The 16,898-nt window shown below is 66.0% G+C and carries 16 protein-coding genes; 12 read left to right on the plus strand and 4 right to left on the minus strand.

Features of this window, described 5'->3' with window-relative positions; translation table 11 throughout:
• Positions 1 to 93 precede the first annotated feature (93 nt).
• The 4 genes from QCE73_RS02690 (at position 94) to QCE73_RS02705 (ending at position 3,862) form a co-directional block, all read left to right on the plus strand.
• Entirely contained in the window at positions 94 to 984 is an 891-nt protein-coding gene (locus QCE73_RS02690) for a phosphoribosylaminoimidazolesuccinocarboxamide synthase (RefSeq protein WP_309879661.1), read from the plus strand.
• A gap of 52 nt (positions 985 to 1,036) precedes the next feature.
• Positions 1,037 to 1,558 carry a 5-(carboxyamino)imidazole ribonucleotide mutase gene (gene purE, locus QCE73_RS02695; protein ID WP_035497827.1) on the plus strand — a complete coding sequence of 174 codons (522 nt, stop codon included), beginning with the start codon at positions 1,037 to 1,039 and terminating at the stop codon, positions 1,556 to 1,558.
• A 66-nt stretch (positions 1,559 to 1,624) separates the two neighbouring features.
• Positions 1,625 to 2,812 carry a 5-(carboxyamino)imidazole ribonucleotide synthase gene (locus QCE73_RS02700; RefSeq protein ID WP_309879663.1) on the plus strand — a complete coding sequence of 396 codons (1,188 nt, stop codon included), beginning with the start codon at positions 1,625 to 1,627 and terminating at the stop codon, positions 2,810 to 2,812.
• An 18-nt stretch (positions 2,813 to 2,830) separates the two neighbouring features.
• Positions 2,831 to 3,862: an L-threonylcarbamoyladenylate synthase gene (locus tag QCE73_RS02705; protein WP_309879664.1), complete on the plus strand. Its 1,032-nt coding sequence runs from the start codon at positions 2,831 to 2,833 to the stop codon at positions 3,860 to 3,862.
• A 99-nt stretch (positions 3,863 to 3,961) separates the two neighbouring features.
• Here QCE73_RS02705 and QCE73_RS02710 read toward each other — a convergent pair whose 3' ends face one another.
• A complete protein-coding gene (locus tag QCE73_RS02710; protein ID WP_035497830.1) occupies positions 3,962 to 5,068 on the minus strand; it encodes an SGNH/GDSL hydrolase family protein in 1,107 nt (368 codons plus the stop codon).
• A 256-nt stretch (positions 5,069 to 5,324) separates the two neighbouring features.
• Positions 5,325 to 6,923, minus strand: coding sequence for a D-alanyl-D-alanine carboxypeptidase/D-alanyl-D-alanine-endopeptidase (gene dacB / locus QCE73_RS02715; protein ID WP_309879665.1), 1,599 nt, complete (start codon positions 6,921 to 6,923; stop codon positions 5,325 to 5,327).
• A 255-nt stretch (positions 6,924 to 7,178) separates the two neighbouring features.
• Between dacB and QCE73_RS02720 the strand changes: the two genes are divergently transcribed.
• The 6 genes from QCE73_RS02720 to QCE73_RS02745 all read left to right on the plus strand — a co-directional run bounded on the left by QCE73_RS02720 (position 7,179) and on the right by QCE73_RS02745 (position 12,830).
• Positions 7,179 to 7,841: a response regulator gene (locus tag QCE73_RS02720; RefSeq protein ID WP_035497832.1), complete on the plus strand. Its 663-nt coding sequence runs from the start codon at positions 7,179 to 7,181 to the stop codon at positions 7,839 to 7,841.
• A complete protein-coding gene (locus tag QCE73_RS02725) occupies positions 7,841 to 9,142 on the plus strand; it encodes an ATP-binding protein (protein WP_035497833.1) in 1,302 nt (433 codons plus the stop codon). Before QCE73_RS02720 ends, QCE73_RS02725 begins: the two co-directional genes overlap by 1 nt.
• A 175-nt stretch (positions 9,143 to 9,317) precedes the next feature.
• Complete coding sequence (locus QCE73_RS02730) at positions 9,318 to 10,820, plus strand: DegQ family serine endoprotease (RefSeq protein ID WP_309879666.1); 1,503 nt, start codon at positions 9,318 to 9,320, stop codon at positions 10,818 to 10,820.
• A gap of 138 nt (positions 10,821 to 10,958) precedes the next feature.
• A complete protein-coding gene (locus tag QCE73_RS02735; RefSeq protein WP_309879667.1) occupies positions 10,959 to 11,441 on the plus strand; it encodes a carboxypeptidase regulatory-like domain-containing protein in 483 nt (160 codons plus the stop codon).
• Positions 11,442 to 11,586: 145 nt separating this feature from the next.
• Entirely contained in the window at positions 11,587 to 11,964 is a 378-nt protein-coding gene (locus QCE73_RS02740) for a DUF427 domain-containing protein (RefSeq protein WP_035497836.1), read from the plus strand.
• A gap of 74 nt (positions 11,965 to 12,038) precedes the next feature.
• Positions 12,039 to 12,830 (plus strand): SRPBCC domain-containing protein, encoded by a 792-nt coding sequence (locus QCE73_RS02745; RefSeq protein WP_309879668.1) that lies wholly within the window; start codon positions 12,039 to 12,041, stop codon positions 12,828 to 12,830.
• A gap of 4 nt (positions 12,831 to 12,834) precedes the next feature.
• Here QCE73_RS02745 and QCE73_RS02750 read toward each other — a convergent pair whose 3' ends face one another.
• The gene (locus QCE73_RS02750) at positions 12,835 to 13,791 is read right to left on the minus strand and encodes a helix-turn-helix domain-containing protein (protein WP_309879669.1); all 957 of its coding nucleotides are present in this window, start codon (positions 13,789 to 13,791) and stop codon (positions 12,835 to 12,837) included.
• Positions 13,792 to 13,914: 123 nt separating this feature from the next.
• On the opposite strand from QCE73_RS02750, the gene QCE73_RS02755 reads away from it, so the two are divergent.
• The gene (locus tag QCE73_RS02755; RefSeq protein ID WP_309881894.1) at positions 13,915 to 14,547 is read left to right on the plus strand and encodes a cysteine hydrolase family protein; all 633 of its coding nucleotides are present in this window, start codon (positions 13,915 to 13,917) and stop codon (positions 14,545 to 14,547) included.
• Here the strand turns inward: QCE73_RS02755 and QCE73_RS02760 are convergent.
• Entirely contained in the window at positions 14,536 to 15,174 is a 639-nt protein-coding gene (locus QCE73_RS02760; protein ID WP_035497985.1) for a TetR family transcriptional regulator, read from the minus strand. The two genes, QCE73_RS02755 and QCE73_RS02760, sit on opposite strands and share 12 nt — an antisense overlap.
• Positions 15,175 to 15,628: 454 nt before the next feature.
• Here QCE73_RS02760 and QCE73_RS02765 point away from each other — a divergent pair, with 454 nt between their 5' ends.
• Entirely contained in the window at positions 15,629 to 16,897 is a 1,269-nt protein-coding gene (locus QCE73_RS02765; protein WP_309879670.1) for an efflux RND transporter periplasmic adaptor subunit, read from the plus strand.
• Position 16,898: the final 1 nt, after the last annotated feature.

Consider the following 16,898-nt stretch of genomic DNA (forward strand, 5'->3'; position numbering starts at 1 on the left):
CGGGTTCGGAGCCCGTTCGCTTTTTTTCTCTCTTTCCGCGCTCGAAGGCGAAGCGCGGCGTTCACCATTTCAGAACCCTTCCGGTACATGACGATGTCCACGCTATACGAATCCACGATCAAATCGCTGCCGCTGCTCGGCCGCGGCAAGGTCCGCGACAATTACGCAGTCGGTCAGGACAAGCTCCTGATCGTTACGACCGACCGCCTTTCCGCATTCGATGTCGTCATGGGCGAGCCGATTCCGAACAAGGGCCGCGTGCTCAACACGATGGCCGATTTCTGGTTCGAGAAGCTCGGTCACATCGTGCCGAACCACAACACGGGCATCGATCCTTCGACCGTCGTCGCCGCCGAAGAAGTCGAGCAGGTGACGGGCCGCGCGGTCGTCGTGAAGCGGCTCGAACCGATTCTCGTCGAAGCGGTCGTGCGCGGCTATCTCGCGGGCAGCGGCTGGAAGGACTATCAGGCGACGGGCGCGGTGTGCGGCGTCGAGCTGCCGCCGGGCTTGCAGAACGCGCAGAAACTGCCCGAGCCTATTTTCACGCCCGCGGCGAAGGCCGAAATGGGTCATCACGACGAAAACATCACCTACGATGAGATGGAGCGACGCATCGGCACGGAGCTGTCGGCGACGATCAAGCGCATCTCCATCCAGTTGTACAAGGAAGCGGCCGAGTACGCGGCGACGCGCGGCATCATCATCGCGGATACGAAGTTCGAGTTCGGCCTCGACAACAAGGGCGAGCTGTTCCTGATGGACGAAGTGCTGACCGCCGATTCGTCGCGCTTCTGGCCCGCCGACGGTTATCAGGTCGGCACGAATCCCCCGTCCTTCGACAAGCAGTTCGTGCGCGACTGGCTCGAAACGCAACCGTGGAAGAAGGAGCCGCCCGCGCCGAAGCTGCCCGACGACGTGATCGCGAAGACGTCGGAAAAGTATCAGGAAGCGTTGCAGCGCCTCACGGGCAAGACTTTGTCGTAATCCGATATGTGCCGCTTCAGGGAAGCGGCACGCGCATTTCAAGGGAAAAGGAATGAGCGAAGTACAGACCGGCGCCCACACGCACGAAGCGCCGCTCGTCGGCGTGTTGATGGGCTCCAGTTCCGACTGGGACGTGATGAAGCACGCCGTCGCGATGCTTCAGGAATTCGGCGTGCCGTACGAGGCGAAAGTCGTCTCGGCGCATCGCATGCCGGACGAGATGTTCGCCTACGCCGAAAGCGCGCGTGAGCGCGGCGTGCGCGCGATCATCGCGGGCGCGGGCGGCGCGGCGCATCTGCCGGGCATGCTGGCCGCGAAAACCACCGTGCCGGTGCTCGGCGTGCCGGTGGCGAGCAAGTATCTGAAGGGCGTCGATTCGCTGCATTCGATCGTGCAGATGCCCAAGGGCGTGCCGGTCGCGACCTTCGCCATCGGCGAGGCGGGCGCGGCGAACGCGGCGCTGTTCGCGGTGTCGATGTTGAGCGTCGCCGAGGCGAAATACGCCGACGCGCTGGCCGCATTCCGTGTGAAGCAGAATCAGGCGGCGCGGGACATGGCGCTGCCGCCGCTTTGATGACCCCGCGCGCGGACCGCGCGCCGCGCAATCGCTGATGCCCACAGCCAGCCACCCAAGCCCACGATGAACCCACAAAATTCCCCGATCTCTCCCATCCTGCCGGGCGCATGGCTCGGCATGGTCGGCGGTGGCCAGCTCGGCCGCATGTTCTGCTTCGCCGCGCAATCGATGGGCTATCGCGTCGCCGTGCTCGATCCTGACGAGACGAGCCCCGCCGGCGCCGTCGCGGATCGCCACATCCGCGCCGCCTACGACGACCGCGCCGCGCTCACCGAACTCGGCCGCCTGTGCGCGGCGGTATCGACGGAATTCGAGAACGTGCCTTCTTCAAGCCTCGAATTTCTCGCGTCGTGCACGTTCGTGAGTCCGGCCGCGGGCTGCGTGGCAATCGCGCAGGATCGCGTCGCGGAGAAGCGCTTCATCGCGGCGGCGGGCGTGCCGGTCGCGCCGCATGTCGTGATCGAATCGCCGCAGGCGCTCGCCGCGCTGCCCGACGATAAAATCGCGGCGGTGCTGCCGGGCATTCTCAAGACCGCGCGTCTCGGCTACGACGGCAAGGGACAGGTCAGCGTGCGCAACGTCGCGGACGTGCGCAACGCGTATGCATCGCTGTCGGGCGTGCCGTGCGTGCTCGAAAAGCGCATGCCGCTCAAGTACGAAGTGTCCGTGCTGATCGCGCGCGGCGGCGACGGCAAGTCGGCGGTGTTCCCGCTCGCGCAGAACGTGCATGTGAACGGCATTCTCGCGAAGACGGTCGTGCCCGCGCCCGATGCGTCGGCATCGCTCGTCGCTCAGGCGCAGGACGCGGCGCTCACCATCGCCGCGAAGCTCGGCTATGTCGGCGTGCTGTGCGTCGAATTCTTCGTGCTGGAAGACGGCACGCTCATCGCCAATGAAATGGCGCCGCGTCCGCACAATTCCGGCCACTACACGGTCGATGCCTGCGCCACGAGCCAGTTCGAGCAACAGGTCCGCGCGATGACCGGCATGCCGCTCGGCGATACGCGCCAGCATTCGCCCGCCGCGATGCTGAACCTGCTCGGCGATATCTGGTTCGACGGCGACAAGGCCCGCTCGCCCGCATGGACGGAAGTCGCGGCGATGCCGGCCGCGCGGCTGCATCTGTATGGCAAGGAAGATGCGCGCCGGGGCCGCAAGATGGGCCACATCAACTTCACGGCGGCGACGCTCGAGGAAGCGCGCACGGCGGCGCGCGACTGCGCGCGCATGCTGCATATCCCGCTCGACTGAGCCTTTGTAGTAGAAGCGATGACCATCATTTATCCGAGCGCGGCGCAGATCGACGAAGCCGCCGCCTTGCTCGACGCGGGCGAACTCGTCGCGTTTCCGACCGAGACGGTCTACGGGCTCGGCGGCGACGCCGAGAATCCCGACGCCATCGCGCGCATTTACGCGGCGAAGGGCCGTCCGGCGAATCATCCGGTGATCGTGCACCTCGCGCCCGAAGCCGATCCGGGCTACTGGGTGCGCGAGCTGCCCGCCGACGCGCAGAAGCTCATCGATGCCTTCTGGCCAGGCCCGTTGACGTTGATTCTCAAGCGCGCGGCGCATATTCCGGCGGCGGTCAGCGGCGGCCAGGATTCGGTCGGCGTGCGGTGTCCGTCGCATCCGGTGGCGCAGCAACTGCTGTCGGCGTTTCATGAGCGGCGGATGGGCACCGGCAAGCAGGGCGGCGTCGCGGGGCCTTCGGCCAACCGCTTCGGTCATGTCAGTCCGACGACCGCGCAGCACGTGCGCGACGAGTTTGGCGGCGCGGTGCATGTGCTCGATGGCGGAGCGGCGGACGTCGGCATCGAATCGACCATTCTGGATCTGTCGCGCGGATTTCCGGCGCTGCTGCGGCCGGGGCATGTGAGTCCGCGGCAGATCGCGGATGTGATCGGTATTGCGCCGAGGTTGCCGGATGGGTCGGATGCCACGGCGCCGCGCGCCTCGGGGACGCTGAAGGCGCATTACGCGCCGCGTACGCCGTTGGCGTTGCTGCCGTTTGCGTCGATCGAGCCGTTGCTCGCGGCGTTCGATCGATCGGGTGGCGGACGAGTCGCGCTGGTGGCCCGGCCGTCGAGCGCGGGCGAATGGGCGCACGCGGGGCATGTGCATTTCGTCGCCGCGCCGGAAGATCCGCAGAGTTATGCGCGCAACTTGTACGGCTTGTTGCGTGCGCTGGATCGGGCGAATGTCGAGCGGATTCTGATCGAGAAACTGCCGGAGACGGTGGAGTGGGTCGCGGTGAACGATCGGCTGGGGAGGGCGGCGGCGGCGTTCGAAGAGGAAGCGTGATTGCGCGCGCCGTAACTCATCGCTTTTTCAGGCCTCGAAACAAAACCGCCCGGCGAGAGATCGCCGGGCGGTTTTCCATTTACGACCCAAAGAGCCCGCTTACTTACCCAAGCCCGACTTCGCGATCGTCTGCTCAGCCGTCTGCGCATACAGCGCGTGCAGATGCGTCGTCGGGTGCACGGTATCGGCGTACATGTACGTCTGATCCGCGCCTGCGACCGTCAGCGTCTCCGGCGAACAGAACAGCGAGGTCGCGAAAGCCTGCGGGTTCGGCTCGCCGAACTTCTGCGCCGCCGCGGCCATCGCCTGCAGATTGCAGCCCGTGCCGGTGTTCGACACGGTGAAGCCGAACTGCGCAAAATTCGCGGTGATATTGGCGAGCGGCGGAACGATGTCGAGGTAAATGACCTTCGACATCAGCCCGCTTTGCGTCAGCGCCGCCGCCAGCGCCTGATTGAAGCCGAGCGACGCCTGCGAGAGCAAAGCGCGCGTCGTCGCGTTGCTCATCATGCCCTGCGGCGTCGTGCCGATATCGGGGACGTTCGACACCAGCACGTGCGTCGCGCCGCTCTGCACGACCTTGCCGATCACGCCCGCGAGATCGATCGCCGCCTGAACGATCGCCGCCGTAGCCGCGGTCGGCGTAAGCTGACCCGCCTGCACGGCCTGCAGATTGAACAGGATGTCGTTCGCGCCGCCGTTGACGATGACGAGCTGGTTCGAATTGAAGCTGCCGTGTGCCGACAGATAGTTCGAAAGCTGCGTGACGACCGGAACCGTCAGCGCCTGCGTGTAGTTCGCCGGATCGGTCGTCGCGTGCCCGATGCCGATCGGATTCGTCACGCGCGATCCGCCCTGCGCGTAACCGAGACCCGCCTGCACGGCAGGCGGCGTGCCGAAGCCGCCTGTCATCGCGGGCGTGAGCGTGTCGCCGTAATACTGCGCGACATTCTGCACCCAGACCTGACCCGGATTCGTCGTGAATCGGCCGCCGCCGAAGTTCGCCGCCGCGACCGGCGCATACGTGCCGACATCGGAAAGACTGTCGCCGAACGAAACGATCTGCAGCTTCACGCCGCCCGCCGGCGTGGAATTGTTGTCATCGCCGCCGCCGCCGCACGCGGCGATCAGGGCAAAGGCCGCGCTGGCCGTCGCGACTTGGGCAAAGCGCACCAGTGCGGCGCGCGTCGAGCGTTGCTTCTTCATGGACCTCGTCTCCCTTCTTCGGTGTTTTCTAGTTCGATTGCGGCGCCTGACCTTGTGCGATCCGCACGCCGCGTACCTGCGAGTTTAAGCGATGCCGCACGCCCGCCCGATGCACACCCGCACCGGGCCAGCGGCGTGCCCGACAGCGTACACGCCGCGCGCATCTTCCCGGGTGTCACTTCGTAGAAGAAATCTTCGGTCCGTTCGGGCGTCCGTGCCCGCGGACGGCGTGCTCAGCCGATACCGCGAGCGCCGTTCAATCCGCCGCGCCCGGCTTGCGCGCGCCTTCGTAGACCCATTCGAGCAGCGCATCGTGCGCGGCGCGCGCGCCTTCGGCGCGCGGATCGTTGATGAAGCTCACGACGACATAGCTCTCGCCGTTCGCCGCGCCGACGTAGCCCGCGATCGCCCGCACGTCGCGCAGCGTGCCGGTCTTGATGTGCGCATTGCCGAGCGCGCCCGCGTTGGTGAGACGGTTGCGCATCGTGCCGTCGACGCCCGCGACCGGCAGCGATTCGACGAACACCTGCGCGACCGGACTTGCGTTCGCCGCCATCAGCAGATCGGCGAGCGAGCTCGCGGAGATGTGCTCGTCGCGCGAAAGACCCGAGCCGTTGTCGAGCGTCAAGCCGCTCATCGACAGGGCGCTGCGCTTCAGGAACGCCTGGATCGCCGTTGCCGATTTCGCGGTCGTCGCGGGCGGCTTCGCTTGCGCCGCGCCGATCGTGAGGAACAGGTTGCGCGCCATCACGTTGTTGCTGAACTTGTTGATGTCGCGCACGACGTCCGACAGCACCGGACTCCGATGCGTGCCGACGAGCCGCGCATTCGACGGCGTCGCGCCTTCGCGTGTCGCGCCCTGGAACGTGCCGCCCGCCTGCTTCCAGAGCGCGAGGAAGCCGCCCGCGAAGAACGTCGAGTGATCGAGCGCGGCGACGTTGATCGTGCGCGAGCCGCAACGCAACGGATAGTCGCCGATGAACGATGCCTGCACGAAGCCGCCCTGCGTCTGCGCGACGCTCGGCGACGCCGCCTGGAGCGAGCCGGTGCACGCGCCGCGCGTGACGCGCAGTTCGTTGTCGATCTGCAACTGCGCGAGTTGCGGCAGCACGTCGATGGCGACTTGTCCGTCGGGGCTCGGCGTCAGCGTGAAGGACAGCGACTTGAACGCGTACAGCAGCGGGTCCGGGCCGACGTTGTAGGGCGCGGAATCATCGTTGTCGAAGGCGGGCAGATCGCGCGTGGAGGCGTCGAAGTAGCGCTTGTCGAGCACGAGCGCGCCGTCGATGCCCGTGATGCCGTTCTTGCGCACCTGCTCGACGAGATCGATCAGTTCTTCCGGCACGAGCTTCGGATCGCCGGTGCCCTGGATATACAGATTGCCGTGCAGGACGCCCTGCGCATCGACTTCGCCGTCGGCATACGCGGTCGTTTTCCAGCGATAGTCCGGGCCAAGCATCGAGAGGCCGGCGTAGGTGGTGACGAGCTTCATCGTCGAGGCGGGCAGCATCGGCTCGTTCGCGTTGACGGACACGAGCGGCAGCGGCGCGCCGACACGCTGCACGACGACGCTCATCGACGAAAGCGGCACGTGCGCGTGCGCGAGCGCCGTCATCACCGATGCGGGCAGCGGACCGGCGGGCACGCTCGCCTTAGCGGCGCGCTCGGCCTTCGCGCGCTTCGACTTGGCCCCGCCGATTGCCGCGCGCTGCGGCGCGTGACCTTGCGAATCGGCCTTCGAGCCGCCGCCGCGCGCATGTGCATCCGGCATATGACCGAGCGCGACGCATGCGAAGGCTGCGGCGAGCGCGAAGGAAGAGAGACGGGAGGACACGGAACGAAAAACAGGCGGCATGGACGAGCGTTGTTATTGGGGCTGATGACGGGCGGCGGCGCGCGGGAAGCGGCTATTGTAGACAAGCTGCCTTGCGGAAATCGTACGGGCGGAAAATCGCCGCCGGGCGATGCGGAATCGGGCGCGACACGTCGTTGTCTTCCGAAAGTGGACGATCCGCGCGGTTAAGTCCCGTTTAAGCCTGTGGCGAGCCTGCGCGGCTACAATGGGTCGCGGCTTTGAGGCCGCCCATGTAACCACGAACAGACATGTGCCATGCGAATCCTGCTTGTCGAAGATGACCGGATGATTGCCGAAGGCGTGCGCAAGGCGCTGCGCGCGGACGGCTTCGCAGTCGACTGGGTGCAGGACGGCGAGGCCGCGCTGACCGCGGTCACGGGCGAGTCTTACGACCTGATGTTGCTCGACCTCGGTCTGCCCAAACGCGACGGCCTCGACGTGCTGAAGACATTGCGCGCGCGCGCCAACTCGCTGCCGGTGCTGATCGTCACGGCGCGCGACGCCATCGCGGATCGCGTGAAAGGGCTCGACGCCGGCGCGGACGATTACCTCGTCAAGCCCTTCGATCTCGACGAGCTCGGCGCGCGTATGCGTGCGCTCATCCGCCGGCACGCGGGGCGGGGCGAGTCGCTCGTGCGGCACGGTGAACTGACGCTCGATCCGGTCGGTCATCAGGTGACGCTCGCGGGCGCGCCGGTATCGCTGTCGGCGCGTGAATTCGCGCTGCTCGAAGCGCTGATGGCGCGGCCCGGCGCGGTGCTGTCGAAGAGCCAGCTCGAAGAAAAGATCTACGGCTGGGGCGAGGAAATCGGCAGCAACACCGTCGAGGTGTATATCCATTCGCTGAGAAAGAAGCTCGGCGCCGATCTCATCCGCAACGTGCGTGGCCTAGGCTACATGGTCGCGAAGGACGCCTGATGCGGTCGATCCGCCGGCAATTGCTGATCTGGCTGCTCGCGCTCGTGATCGTCGGCGTGGGCTTTGCAGGATGGCTCATCTATCGGCAGGCGCTCGCGGAAGCCAACGAACTCTTCGATTACCAGTTGCAGCAGATCGCGGCCGCGCTGCCGTCGGAGCCGTTTTCTTCGGTGCTGAGTTCGCGCAGCGAGAGCGACGAGGGCGTCGTCATCCAGATCTGGAATCGCAACGGCGTGCTGATGTACTACTCGCATCCGCGCGTGCCGCTCGCGCCGCACGCCGAACTGGGTTTTTCCACCGAATCCACGCCGCGCGGCGAATGGCGCGTGTATAGCGCGATCGTCGGCGACAACGTCGTGCAGCTCGCGCAGCCGCTGTCGATCCGCAATCGCGTCGCGGCAGGCGTCGCGTGGCGCACGCTGTGGCCGCTCGTGCTGCTGCTGCCGCTGCTCGGGCTCGCGATCTGGGTGATCGTCGGGCTCGGACTCGCGCCCTTGCAGCGCGTGACGCGCGCGCTCGATACGCGTCATCCCGAGGCGCTCGATCCGCTCTCCGATCAACGTCTGCCGCAGGAAGTGCGGCCGGTCGTGCGCGCGTTGAATGCGCTGCTTTCGCGGCTGTCGGCTGCGCTCGATACGCAAAAAGCCTTCGTCGCCGATGCCGCGCATGAACTGCGCACGCCGCTCGCGGCCGTGCAGATTCAGGCGCAGCTCGTCGCGCGCGCGCAGGACGACGAAACGCGCCGCGAAGCGCTCGGAGATCTGCATGAAGGCATCGCGCGCGCCACGCGGCTCGCGGAACAATTGCTCGCGCTAGCGCGATCGGAGCCCGACGGCAAGGGCGTCGAGACGCAAGTCGATTTGCGGGAACTGCTCGAAGCATGCGTGCGCGGTTATGTGCTGGTGGCGCAGGAGCGCGGCGTCGATCTCGGCATCGAAGCGAGCGAGCCGGCGACCGTGAAGGGCGATGCGGATTCGCTGCGCGTGATGTTCAACAATCTCATCGATAACGCGACGAAGTACACGCCCAAAGGTGGACGCGTGGACGTCTGCCTGATGTCGCGGGACGGGCGTTCTGTCGTCGAAATCTCCGATACCGGGCCGGGCATCCCGCAAGAAGAACGCGAACGCGTGTTCGACCGATTCTATCGCGTGGGAGAGGGCGCGAATCGCGCACGCACCGACGTGGCGGGCAGCGGGCTCGGTCTCGCGATCGTGCGTCGCATCGCGGTTCAGCACGGTGCAGTAGTGTCGCTCGGACAATCGGAAGCGGGCGGGCTCAAGGTCATCGTGACGTTCTGATGCCGCGTTCGTGGCGTCTCTCACGTATAAGCAAGCAGCATTACGAAGGGCGTCTGTTCGCGGGAACAGACGCCCTTTTTCGTTTTTTAAGAAAGGATTAAGCGACACCCCGTAATCTTGCTCCATCGAATCAGCGCGCTATTTCAAGAGCGCATCCCCTCGTCAGGAGCACACGATGAAAGCGAAGATCCTCACCCGCAGCGCCGTCGCAGCGGCCGTTGCAGTTGCCTTGTCGGCGGGCTACGTGGCTGGACACAACAACGTGCCGGCGCCGCAGGTCATCGCGCCAGCCGCGGCGGCGATGATGCCCGCCGAAGCCGCGGCAAAAACTGGCATTCCTGACTTTTCCGGTCTCGTCGAAACCTACGGTCCGGCCGTGGTGAACATCAGCGCGAAGCACGTCGTCAAGCAGACGTCGAATCGCCGCAGCCAGAATCAATTGCCGATGGATCCGGACGATCCCCTCTACCAGTTCTTCAAGCGCTTCGGCGGCATGCCCGGCTTCGGCGGCGGCGATGGCGGTCCCGGCGCGGATCGTCCGAGCGAAGGTCTCGGCTCCGGCTTCATCGTAAGCAGCGACGGCTACATCCTGACGAACGCGCATGTCGTCGACAACGCCAACGTCGTCACCGTGAAGCTGACGGACAAGCGCGAATATCGCGCGAAGGTGATCGGCGCCGACAAGCAATCGGATGTCGCCGTGCTGAAGATTGACGCGAAGGACCTGCCGACCGTGAAAATCGGCGATCCCAACGGCAGCAAGGTCGGCCAGTGGGTCGTCGCGATCGGCTCGCCGTATGGCTTCGACAACACCGTGACCTCGGGCATCATCAGCGCGAAGTCGCGCGCGCTGCCCAACGAAAACTACACGCCGTTCATCCAGACCGACGTGCCCGTGAATCCGGGCAACTCGGGCGGTCCGCTCTTCAATCTGCAGGGCGAAGTAATCGGCATCAACTCGATGATCTATTCGCAGACGGGCGGCTTCCAGGGCCTTTCGTTCGCTATCCCAATCAATGAGGCGATCAAGGTCAAGGACGCGCTCATCAAGACGGGTCACGTCGATCGCGGCCGTCTCGGCGTGACGGTGCAGGGCATGAACCAGACGCTCGCGAACTCGTTCGGCATGAAGTCGCCGCAAGGCGCGCTCGTGAGTTCGGTCGAGCCGGGCGGACCGGCCGCGAAGGGCGGCTTGCAGCCGGGCGACGTGATCACCGCGCTGAACGGCGTGCCGGTGACCGATTCGACCTCGCTGCCGTCGCAGGTCGCGGGCCTCTCGCCGGGCACCGCCGCGAAAGTGACGGTGTGGCGCGACAAGGGCGCGAAGGAGCTCTCCGTGACGATCGGCGCGCTGAAGGATGCGAAGACCGCGAGCGCGAACACGGGCGGCGACGACAGCGCATCGGCGCAGGACGCGCGTCTGGGCGTCGCGGTGCGCCCGCTCACGCCGGAAGAGAAGCAGAGCGATTCGCTCTCGCGCGGCCTGCTCGTGCAGCAGTCGAACGGCGCGGCGGCGAACGCGGGAATCCAGCCGGGCGATGTGATTCTCGCCGTGAACGGCCAGCCGGTCACGTCGGTGCAACAGTTGAAGTCGATGGTCCAGCGCGCGGGCGACAGCATCGCGCTGCTGATCCAGCGCGACGATGCCCAGATCTTCGTTCCGGTCGATCTCGGCTGACGCGCGTGCGCTGGTCCACGCGATGCGGGCACGAACCATGCTCCACGGTTCCCTGGTGCCCCATCGCGTGAAATCGACGCATCGGGCGTGACGCCGCCGGCTCCCGGGCGCGGCGGCATCGGACTAAGGAGCAAAAACATGACGAACAAGACCACGTGCAGGCTGACGGCCGCAGTTCTCGTTGCGGCGATGAGCGCCGGCATGGCGGGCGGCGCCTGGGCGCAGGCATCGGGCGGCACGACGAGCGACATGTCGAGCGCGGGCAACACCAACGGCGGCGGTCTGCCGCAAATTCAGCAGCAAGGCGACGTCTCCTATACGTCGGGCGGCGTGGGCCTCGACGAGTCGCGCGCCTTGTTGCGTGAACAGGCGCACTGGCCGTTGTCGCTGCGCTTCACGGGCCCGACCGCCGATTACCTCTCGGGTGTGCACGTACGCATCGTCGATGGCAAGGGCGGCGAAGCGCTTTCCGCCGAGTCGATGGGACCTTACATGCTCGTCAAGCTGCCGCCGGGCAGCTATACGGTCTACGCGAAGTACAAGGATCAGGAGAAAAAGCAGGCAGTGACGATCGCCGGGCCCGGCAAGGCCAAGGCGGCGTTCCACTGGAACATTCAGTAAGCGCGAGCGTCCAAAGGGGATACGCCCGGGGCATCGAAAGCGCTCACGCAGAATCGGAAGTTTGTCTCATAATTAAGCCGCGGGCGTCTCGATGACTCGTGGCTTTTTCTTGGGATGTCGGTTTTCACGCGGGAGGGGCAGCACGATGGGCACGGAACTGAACGACGGGCACCAGACGGCGCATCACATCGAGATCACGCTGAATGGCCGCCGCTGCCGCGTGATCCATCAGGGCGTGACCTACGCCGATACGCACGCGTCCCTCACGCTCATCGAGCCGGGTGCGGAAAACGTGCACTACTTCCCGCGCGCCGACGTGAACATGGCGCGTCTGGAACGCTCCATCCACACCACGCAGTGCCCGATCAAGGGCGAGGCCACGCACTATCATCTGCTGACCGAAGACGGCCCGGTGGAGAACGCCGCGTGGAGCTACGAATCGCCGCTCGACGCCGCCGTGAAAATCAAGGGCTATCTCGCGTTTTACGTTTCGCGTGTCGATCGTATCGACGAAACGTCATAGGCGCGCAGCCGAACAGACACCTCGCGCCCGCTCAGCCATAACGAACGCATGCGATCCTTTTGCCGGAGGCTCGGATGGAAGTCACCGATGCATTGTGCGTTCCGCTCGACCCGGCGCATGTCCGGGAGGCGCTCTCCGATCTCGCGCTGCTGCGCGCGAGCCTCGACAATTGCGAGTCGTTCACGCGCACGCCCGGCGGCGAGTATGTCCTCACGCTGACCGTGCCGCTCGGCGCGCTGCGGGCGCGCTACGAGATCCGCGCGCATGCCGCCGGGCGCACGCGTCAGGCGGGGCATGTGGAAAGCGAGATCGCCCAATCCGACGATGCCGTGTACGCCCGCACGTTGAGTTTCAAGGCGCGCGGCGAGGGCGTCGGCTCCTTGCGCGGACAGATCGCGGTCGCGTTGAATCCGGACGACGGCGGCGGCGCGACCTGGATCGAATACACCGTCTGGGCGACGGTCTCGGGGCCGCTCGCCGGCCTGCCTGCACGCCAGATCGAAAACGCGCTGCGCGAAGGCGCCGACGAATTCTTCGCCGAATTCTGCGAAGTGGTGCGCGCGAAGCACGCCTTGCCGTCGATGCGCGCGGCGGGCGAGCGCGCCGAACGCCGGCACGTGTTCCTGCGGCCGAGCGCGATGTCGGCGGCATTCTCGCGTCGCCCCGGCGCGATGCGCGCACCGTCCGCCGATGCCCACGCGAGCGGCGTGCTGCGGCATCGTCTGCACGGACATGCCTTCGGGCATCACGAGCGCGATCATTCCCACGATCCGCATCCGCTCGGCTTGCCCATCTGGGCCTGGGCGGTGATGCTCGTGTGCGTCGCGCTGTTCGCGTATTTCGCGCAGCACATCGGGCTGCAATGACCGGCTACGTCCCGCGAAACGCCCGTCGATAAGCCGACGGCGACGTCTTCAGCGTCTCTGCGAACTGCTGGCGCAGCGTCGCGCCGGTGCGAAAGCCGCTTCGTTCCGCGATGCGATCGATCGGCAGGTCCGTATCTTCGAGCAAGCGCTGCGCGAGCGCGATACGTTGCCCGACGAGCCATGCGCCGACCGTCGCGCCCGTCGTTTCCCGAAAGCGCCGCGTAAAGTTGCGACGGCTCATCGCCATGCGCGCGGCGAGCGCATCGAGCGAATGATCCGTTTGCAGATTGGCGCGCAGCCAGTCGAGCAGTCCGGCAAGCTTTTCGCCGTTCTGGCGTTCGGGAATCGGCTCGTCGATGAATTGCGCCTGCGAGCCCTGCCGATGCGGCGGCACGACGAGCCGGCGCGCCACCTGATTCGCCGCGTGCGAGCCCGCCAGCCTGCGCAGCACGTGCAGGCAGCAATCGAGTCCCGCCGCGGTGCCGGCCGAGGTCGTGATGTTCTCATCGTCGATATAGAGCACGTTCGGATCGAGCCGCACGCGCGGATAGCGCCGCGCGAAATCATCGGCCCACGCCCAGTGCGTCGTGGCCGCGCGGCCGTCGAGTAGGCCCGCCGCCGCGAGCACATACGAGCCGAGGCACAGCCCGACGATATGCGCGCCGCGTGCGTGCGCCGCGCGAAGCGCATCGAGCAGCGCAGCGGGCGGCAGCTCGTCCGGATCGCGCCACGACGGCACGATGATCACATCGGCGTCGGCGAGGGCATCGAGCGAATGCCGGGCCGCGATCGTGAAGCCCGCGGATGTCGCGAGCGCGTGCGGTTCGGCGGCACAGACGCGAAAGTCGAACGACGGCACGCCGATCCCGCCGCGCTCCTCGCCGAACACGATGCACGGCACCGCGAGGTGAAACGGGCTGATGCGGTCGAACGCGACGACGGCGATCGAATGGCGGGTCATGCGCGGCTCCGGCAAAACATCGAATACGTGCATTTTGGCCCGATTCCGATGAAAGTTGGCGATCGGGCCACTTCTGGACATCGCGCTGGCGCAGCGACAATGCTTCGACCATCCACCAAGGAGCTGACCATGCCGCGCCGCGCCCTGATCGTCATCGATGTGCAGAACGAGTACGTCGATGGCAACCTGTTGATCGAATATCCCGATGTGAACGTGTCGCTTGCGAATATCGCGCGCGCGATGGATGCGGCCGAAAAGCACGGCGTGCCGGTGGTCGTCGTGCAGAATTTCGCGCCGGCGAGCGCGCCGATCTTCGCGCGCGGCTCCGCGATGGCCGAGCTGCACGAAACGGTGGCGTCGCGGCCGCGTGCGCATTACGTCGAGAAATCGCTGCCGAGCGCATTCGCCGGCACCGATCTCGCCGACTGGCTGACGGCGCACGACATCGACACGATCGTGATCGCGGGTTACATGACGCACAACTGCGACGACTCGACCGTGAAGCACGCGGTGCATGCCGGTCTCGCGGTGGAATTCCTCGTGGATGCGACGGGCGCCGTGCCCTACGAAAACAGCGCGGGCCGTGCGAGTGCGGAAGAGATTCACCGCGTGTTCACGGTGGTGATGCAGTCACGTTTCGCCGCTGTGCTCGCCACGGACGACTGGATCAGCGCGCTGGAAAGCGGCGAGCCGCCCGCGCGCGACAACATCTACGCGTCGAATCAGCGGGCGCGCGCCTCGAATTCAGGCCGTTGAGAGTAGGGCCGGGCTGCAACGCAGCGCGTCGAAGCACGCGTCGATGAGTGCTTCGGCGTCGCGCTCCGGATGGACGAGGTCCGGCAGCATCAGCGAATCGTGCAGGATGCCGGTGAACATGCAGTGAAGCATGGTCGTCGCGCGGTTCGTGTCGAGCGTCGCGGGAAGCTGCTTTTTTTCGACGGCATTGCGCAGCGCGCGCTCGATGCGCTCCATGCCGTCGCGCATGTTGTTCTGATGCCGCTCGCGCACCGGTCCCATTTCCTCGACGAACTCGCATTTCAGAAAGAGGATGTCGAAGACGCGCCGGCGCTGCTCGTCGGCCGTGATGTTGCGCATGCACCAGACGAACAGCTCCCGAAGGCGCGTGAGCGGGTCTTCTTCCTTGCCGTCGAGCGTGGTCGCGACGAGCTCGTCGAGCGGCAGCAGGCTGCGGTCGAACATCGCGTTGAAGAGATCGCCCTTGTTGGCGAAATGCCAGTAAATCGCGCCGCGCGTCACGCCCGCCGCCTGCGCGATATCCGCGAGCGTCGTGCGCGATACACCTTTCTCATAGAAGACGCGCTCGGCCGCGTCGAGAACTCGATTGCGCGTCGCCTGCGCTTCTTCCTTGGTTCGTCTGACCATATCGTGCGGCCTTTCGGGCCGTCTGCTCCTGCTCTTGCTGCCGTTGAACGGGGCGTCGCGCGCCCCTTGTCTAAGGTTGGCCGACCGAAGTCGAACGCCTGCAAAGGTGTTTTTCGCCTCGAATGGGGATAAACCTGTACGCATTTATACATTCATCCACGAATGTATATACAATACCACCCGTCCACCGATATTCACAAATTTCAGCCGCGGGCGAGCAGATTCCGAATTAAGCTTTCGTTTCCATTGCGCGTTCGGCCGTCCTTGGGCCACTGGCGGCGCTTCAGAGCGTCGCGCACGTGCATGAAATGCCGGCCGCTGGCCGGCGTCGCCGCTCAATCGTCGGATAAGTTTTGTTTATTGGCAGCGTCCTGAAGGACGCTTGTGCGCGGCATTGCCCGGGGAAGGCCGCCGCGCACTTACTTCACTCTTCGTCTTAGACAGAGGTCGCTCCATGCGCGTCGAACGGATTCCACTCCGCTTAATCACCGCCGCGACGGCTGCCGTGTTCCTGGCAGCGTGCGGGCAAAAACAATCAGCGCCTCCGCCGCAAACGCCCGAAGTGGGCACCGTCACCGTGCAGCCGACGAGCGTGCCGGTCGTCGTCGATTTGCCGGGCCGCACCAACGCCTACCTCGTCGCGCAAGTGCGCGCCCGGGTCGATGGCATCGTGCTGCGCCGCGAGTTCACGGAAGGCTCCGAGGTCAAGGCCGGTCAGCGGCTCTACAAGATCGATCCGGCGCCGTACATCGCCACGCTGAACAACGCGAAGGCGACGCTGGCGAAGGCGCAGGCGAACGTCGCGTCGCAGAACGCGCTCGTGTCGCGCTACAAGATCCTGGTCGCGGCCAACGCGGTGTCGAAGCAGGATTACGACAACGCCGTGGCCGCGCAAGGCCAGGCCGTGGCGGATGTCGCCGCGGGCAAGGCATCGGTCGATACCGCGCAGATCAACCTCGGCTACACCGATGTCGTCTCGCCGATCACCGGCCGCACCGGCCTTTCGCAGGTCACGCCGGGCGCGTATGTGCAGGCGAGCGCCGCGACGCTCTTGACCACCGTGCAGCAGCTCGATCCGATCTACGTCGACCTGACGCAATCGAGCGTCGAAGGCCTGCAACTGCGCCGGCAGATCCAGGAAGGCCGCCTGCAGACCGAAGGCATCCACGCCGCAAAGGTCACGCTCGTGCTCGAAGACGGCCGCACCTACACGGAGCAGGGCAAGCTGCAGTTCTCCGACGTGAGCGTCGATCAGAGCACCGGCTCCGTGACCGTGCGCGCGATCTTCCAGAACAAGGACCGCGTGCTCCTTCCGGGCATGTTCGTGCGCGCGCGCATTCAGGAAGGCACGAACGATCACGCGCTCGTCGTGCCGCAGATCGGCGTCACGCATGACCAGAAGGGCACGCCGACCGCGCTCGTCGTCAACAAGGACGACAAGGTCGAACTGCGCCAGCTCGTCACGAGCGCCACCTACGGCAACAACTGGGTGGTCGACAGCGGCCTGAACCCGGGCGATCGGGTGATCGTGAACGGCGTGGAAAAGGCGAAGCCCGGCATGCAGGTGAAGCCGGTCGACGCGAAATTCCCGTATCCGGCGTCGGACGCGCAGGCAGCTCAGGCGCCGGGCGCATCGGGCGCGCAGGGCGCCGCCGCCGCTCCGGCGAACGCAAGCGGCGCGAGTGGTGCGCAGGCAGCATCGGCCGCTTCGGGCGCGCAATAAA

The organism is Caballeronia sp. LZ029, assembly GCF_031451275.1.
Lineage (GTDB): Bacteria > Pseudomonadota > Gammaproteobacteria > Burkholderiales > Burkholderiaceae > Caballeronia > Caballeronia jiangsuensis.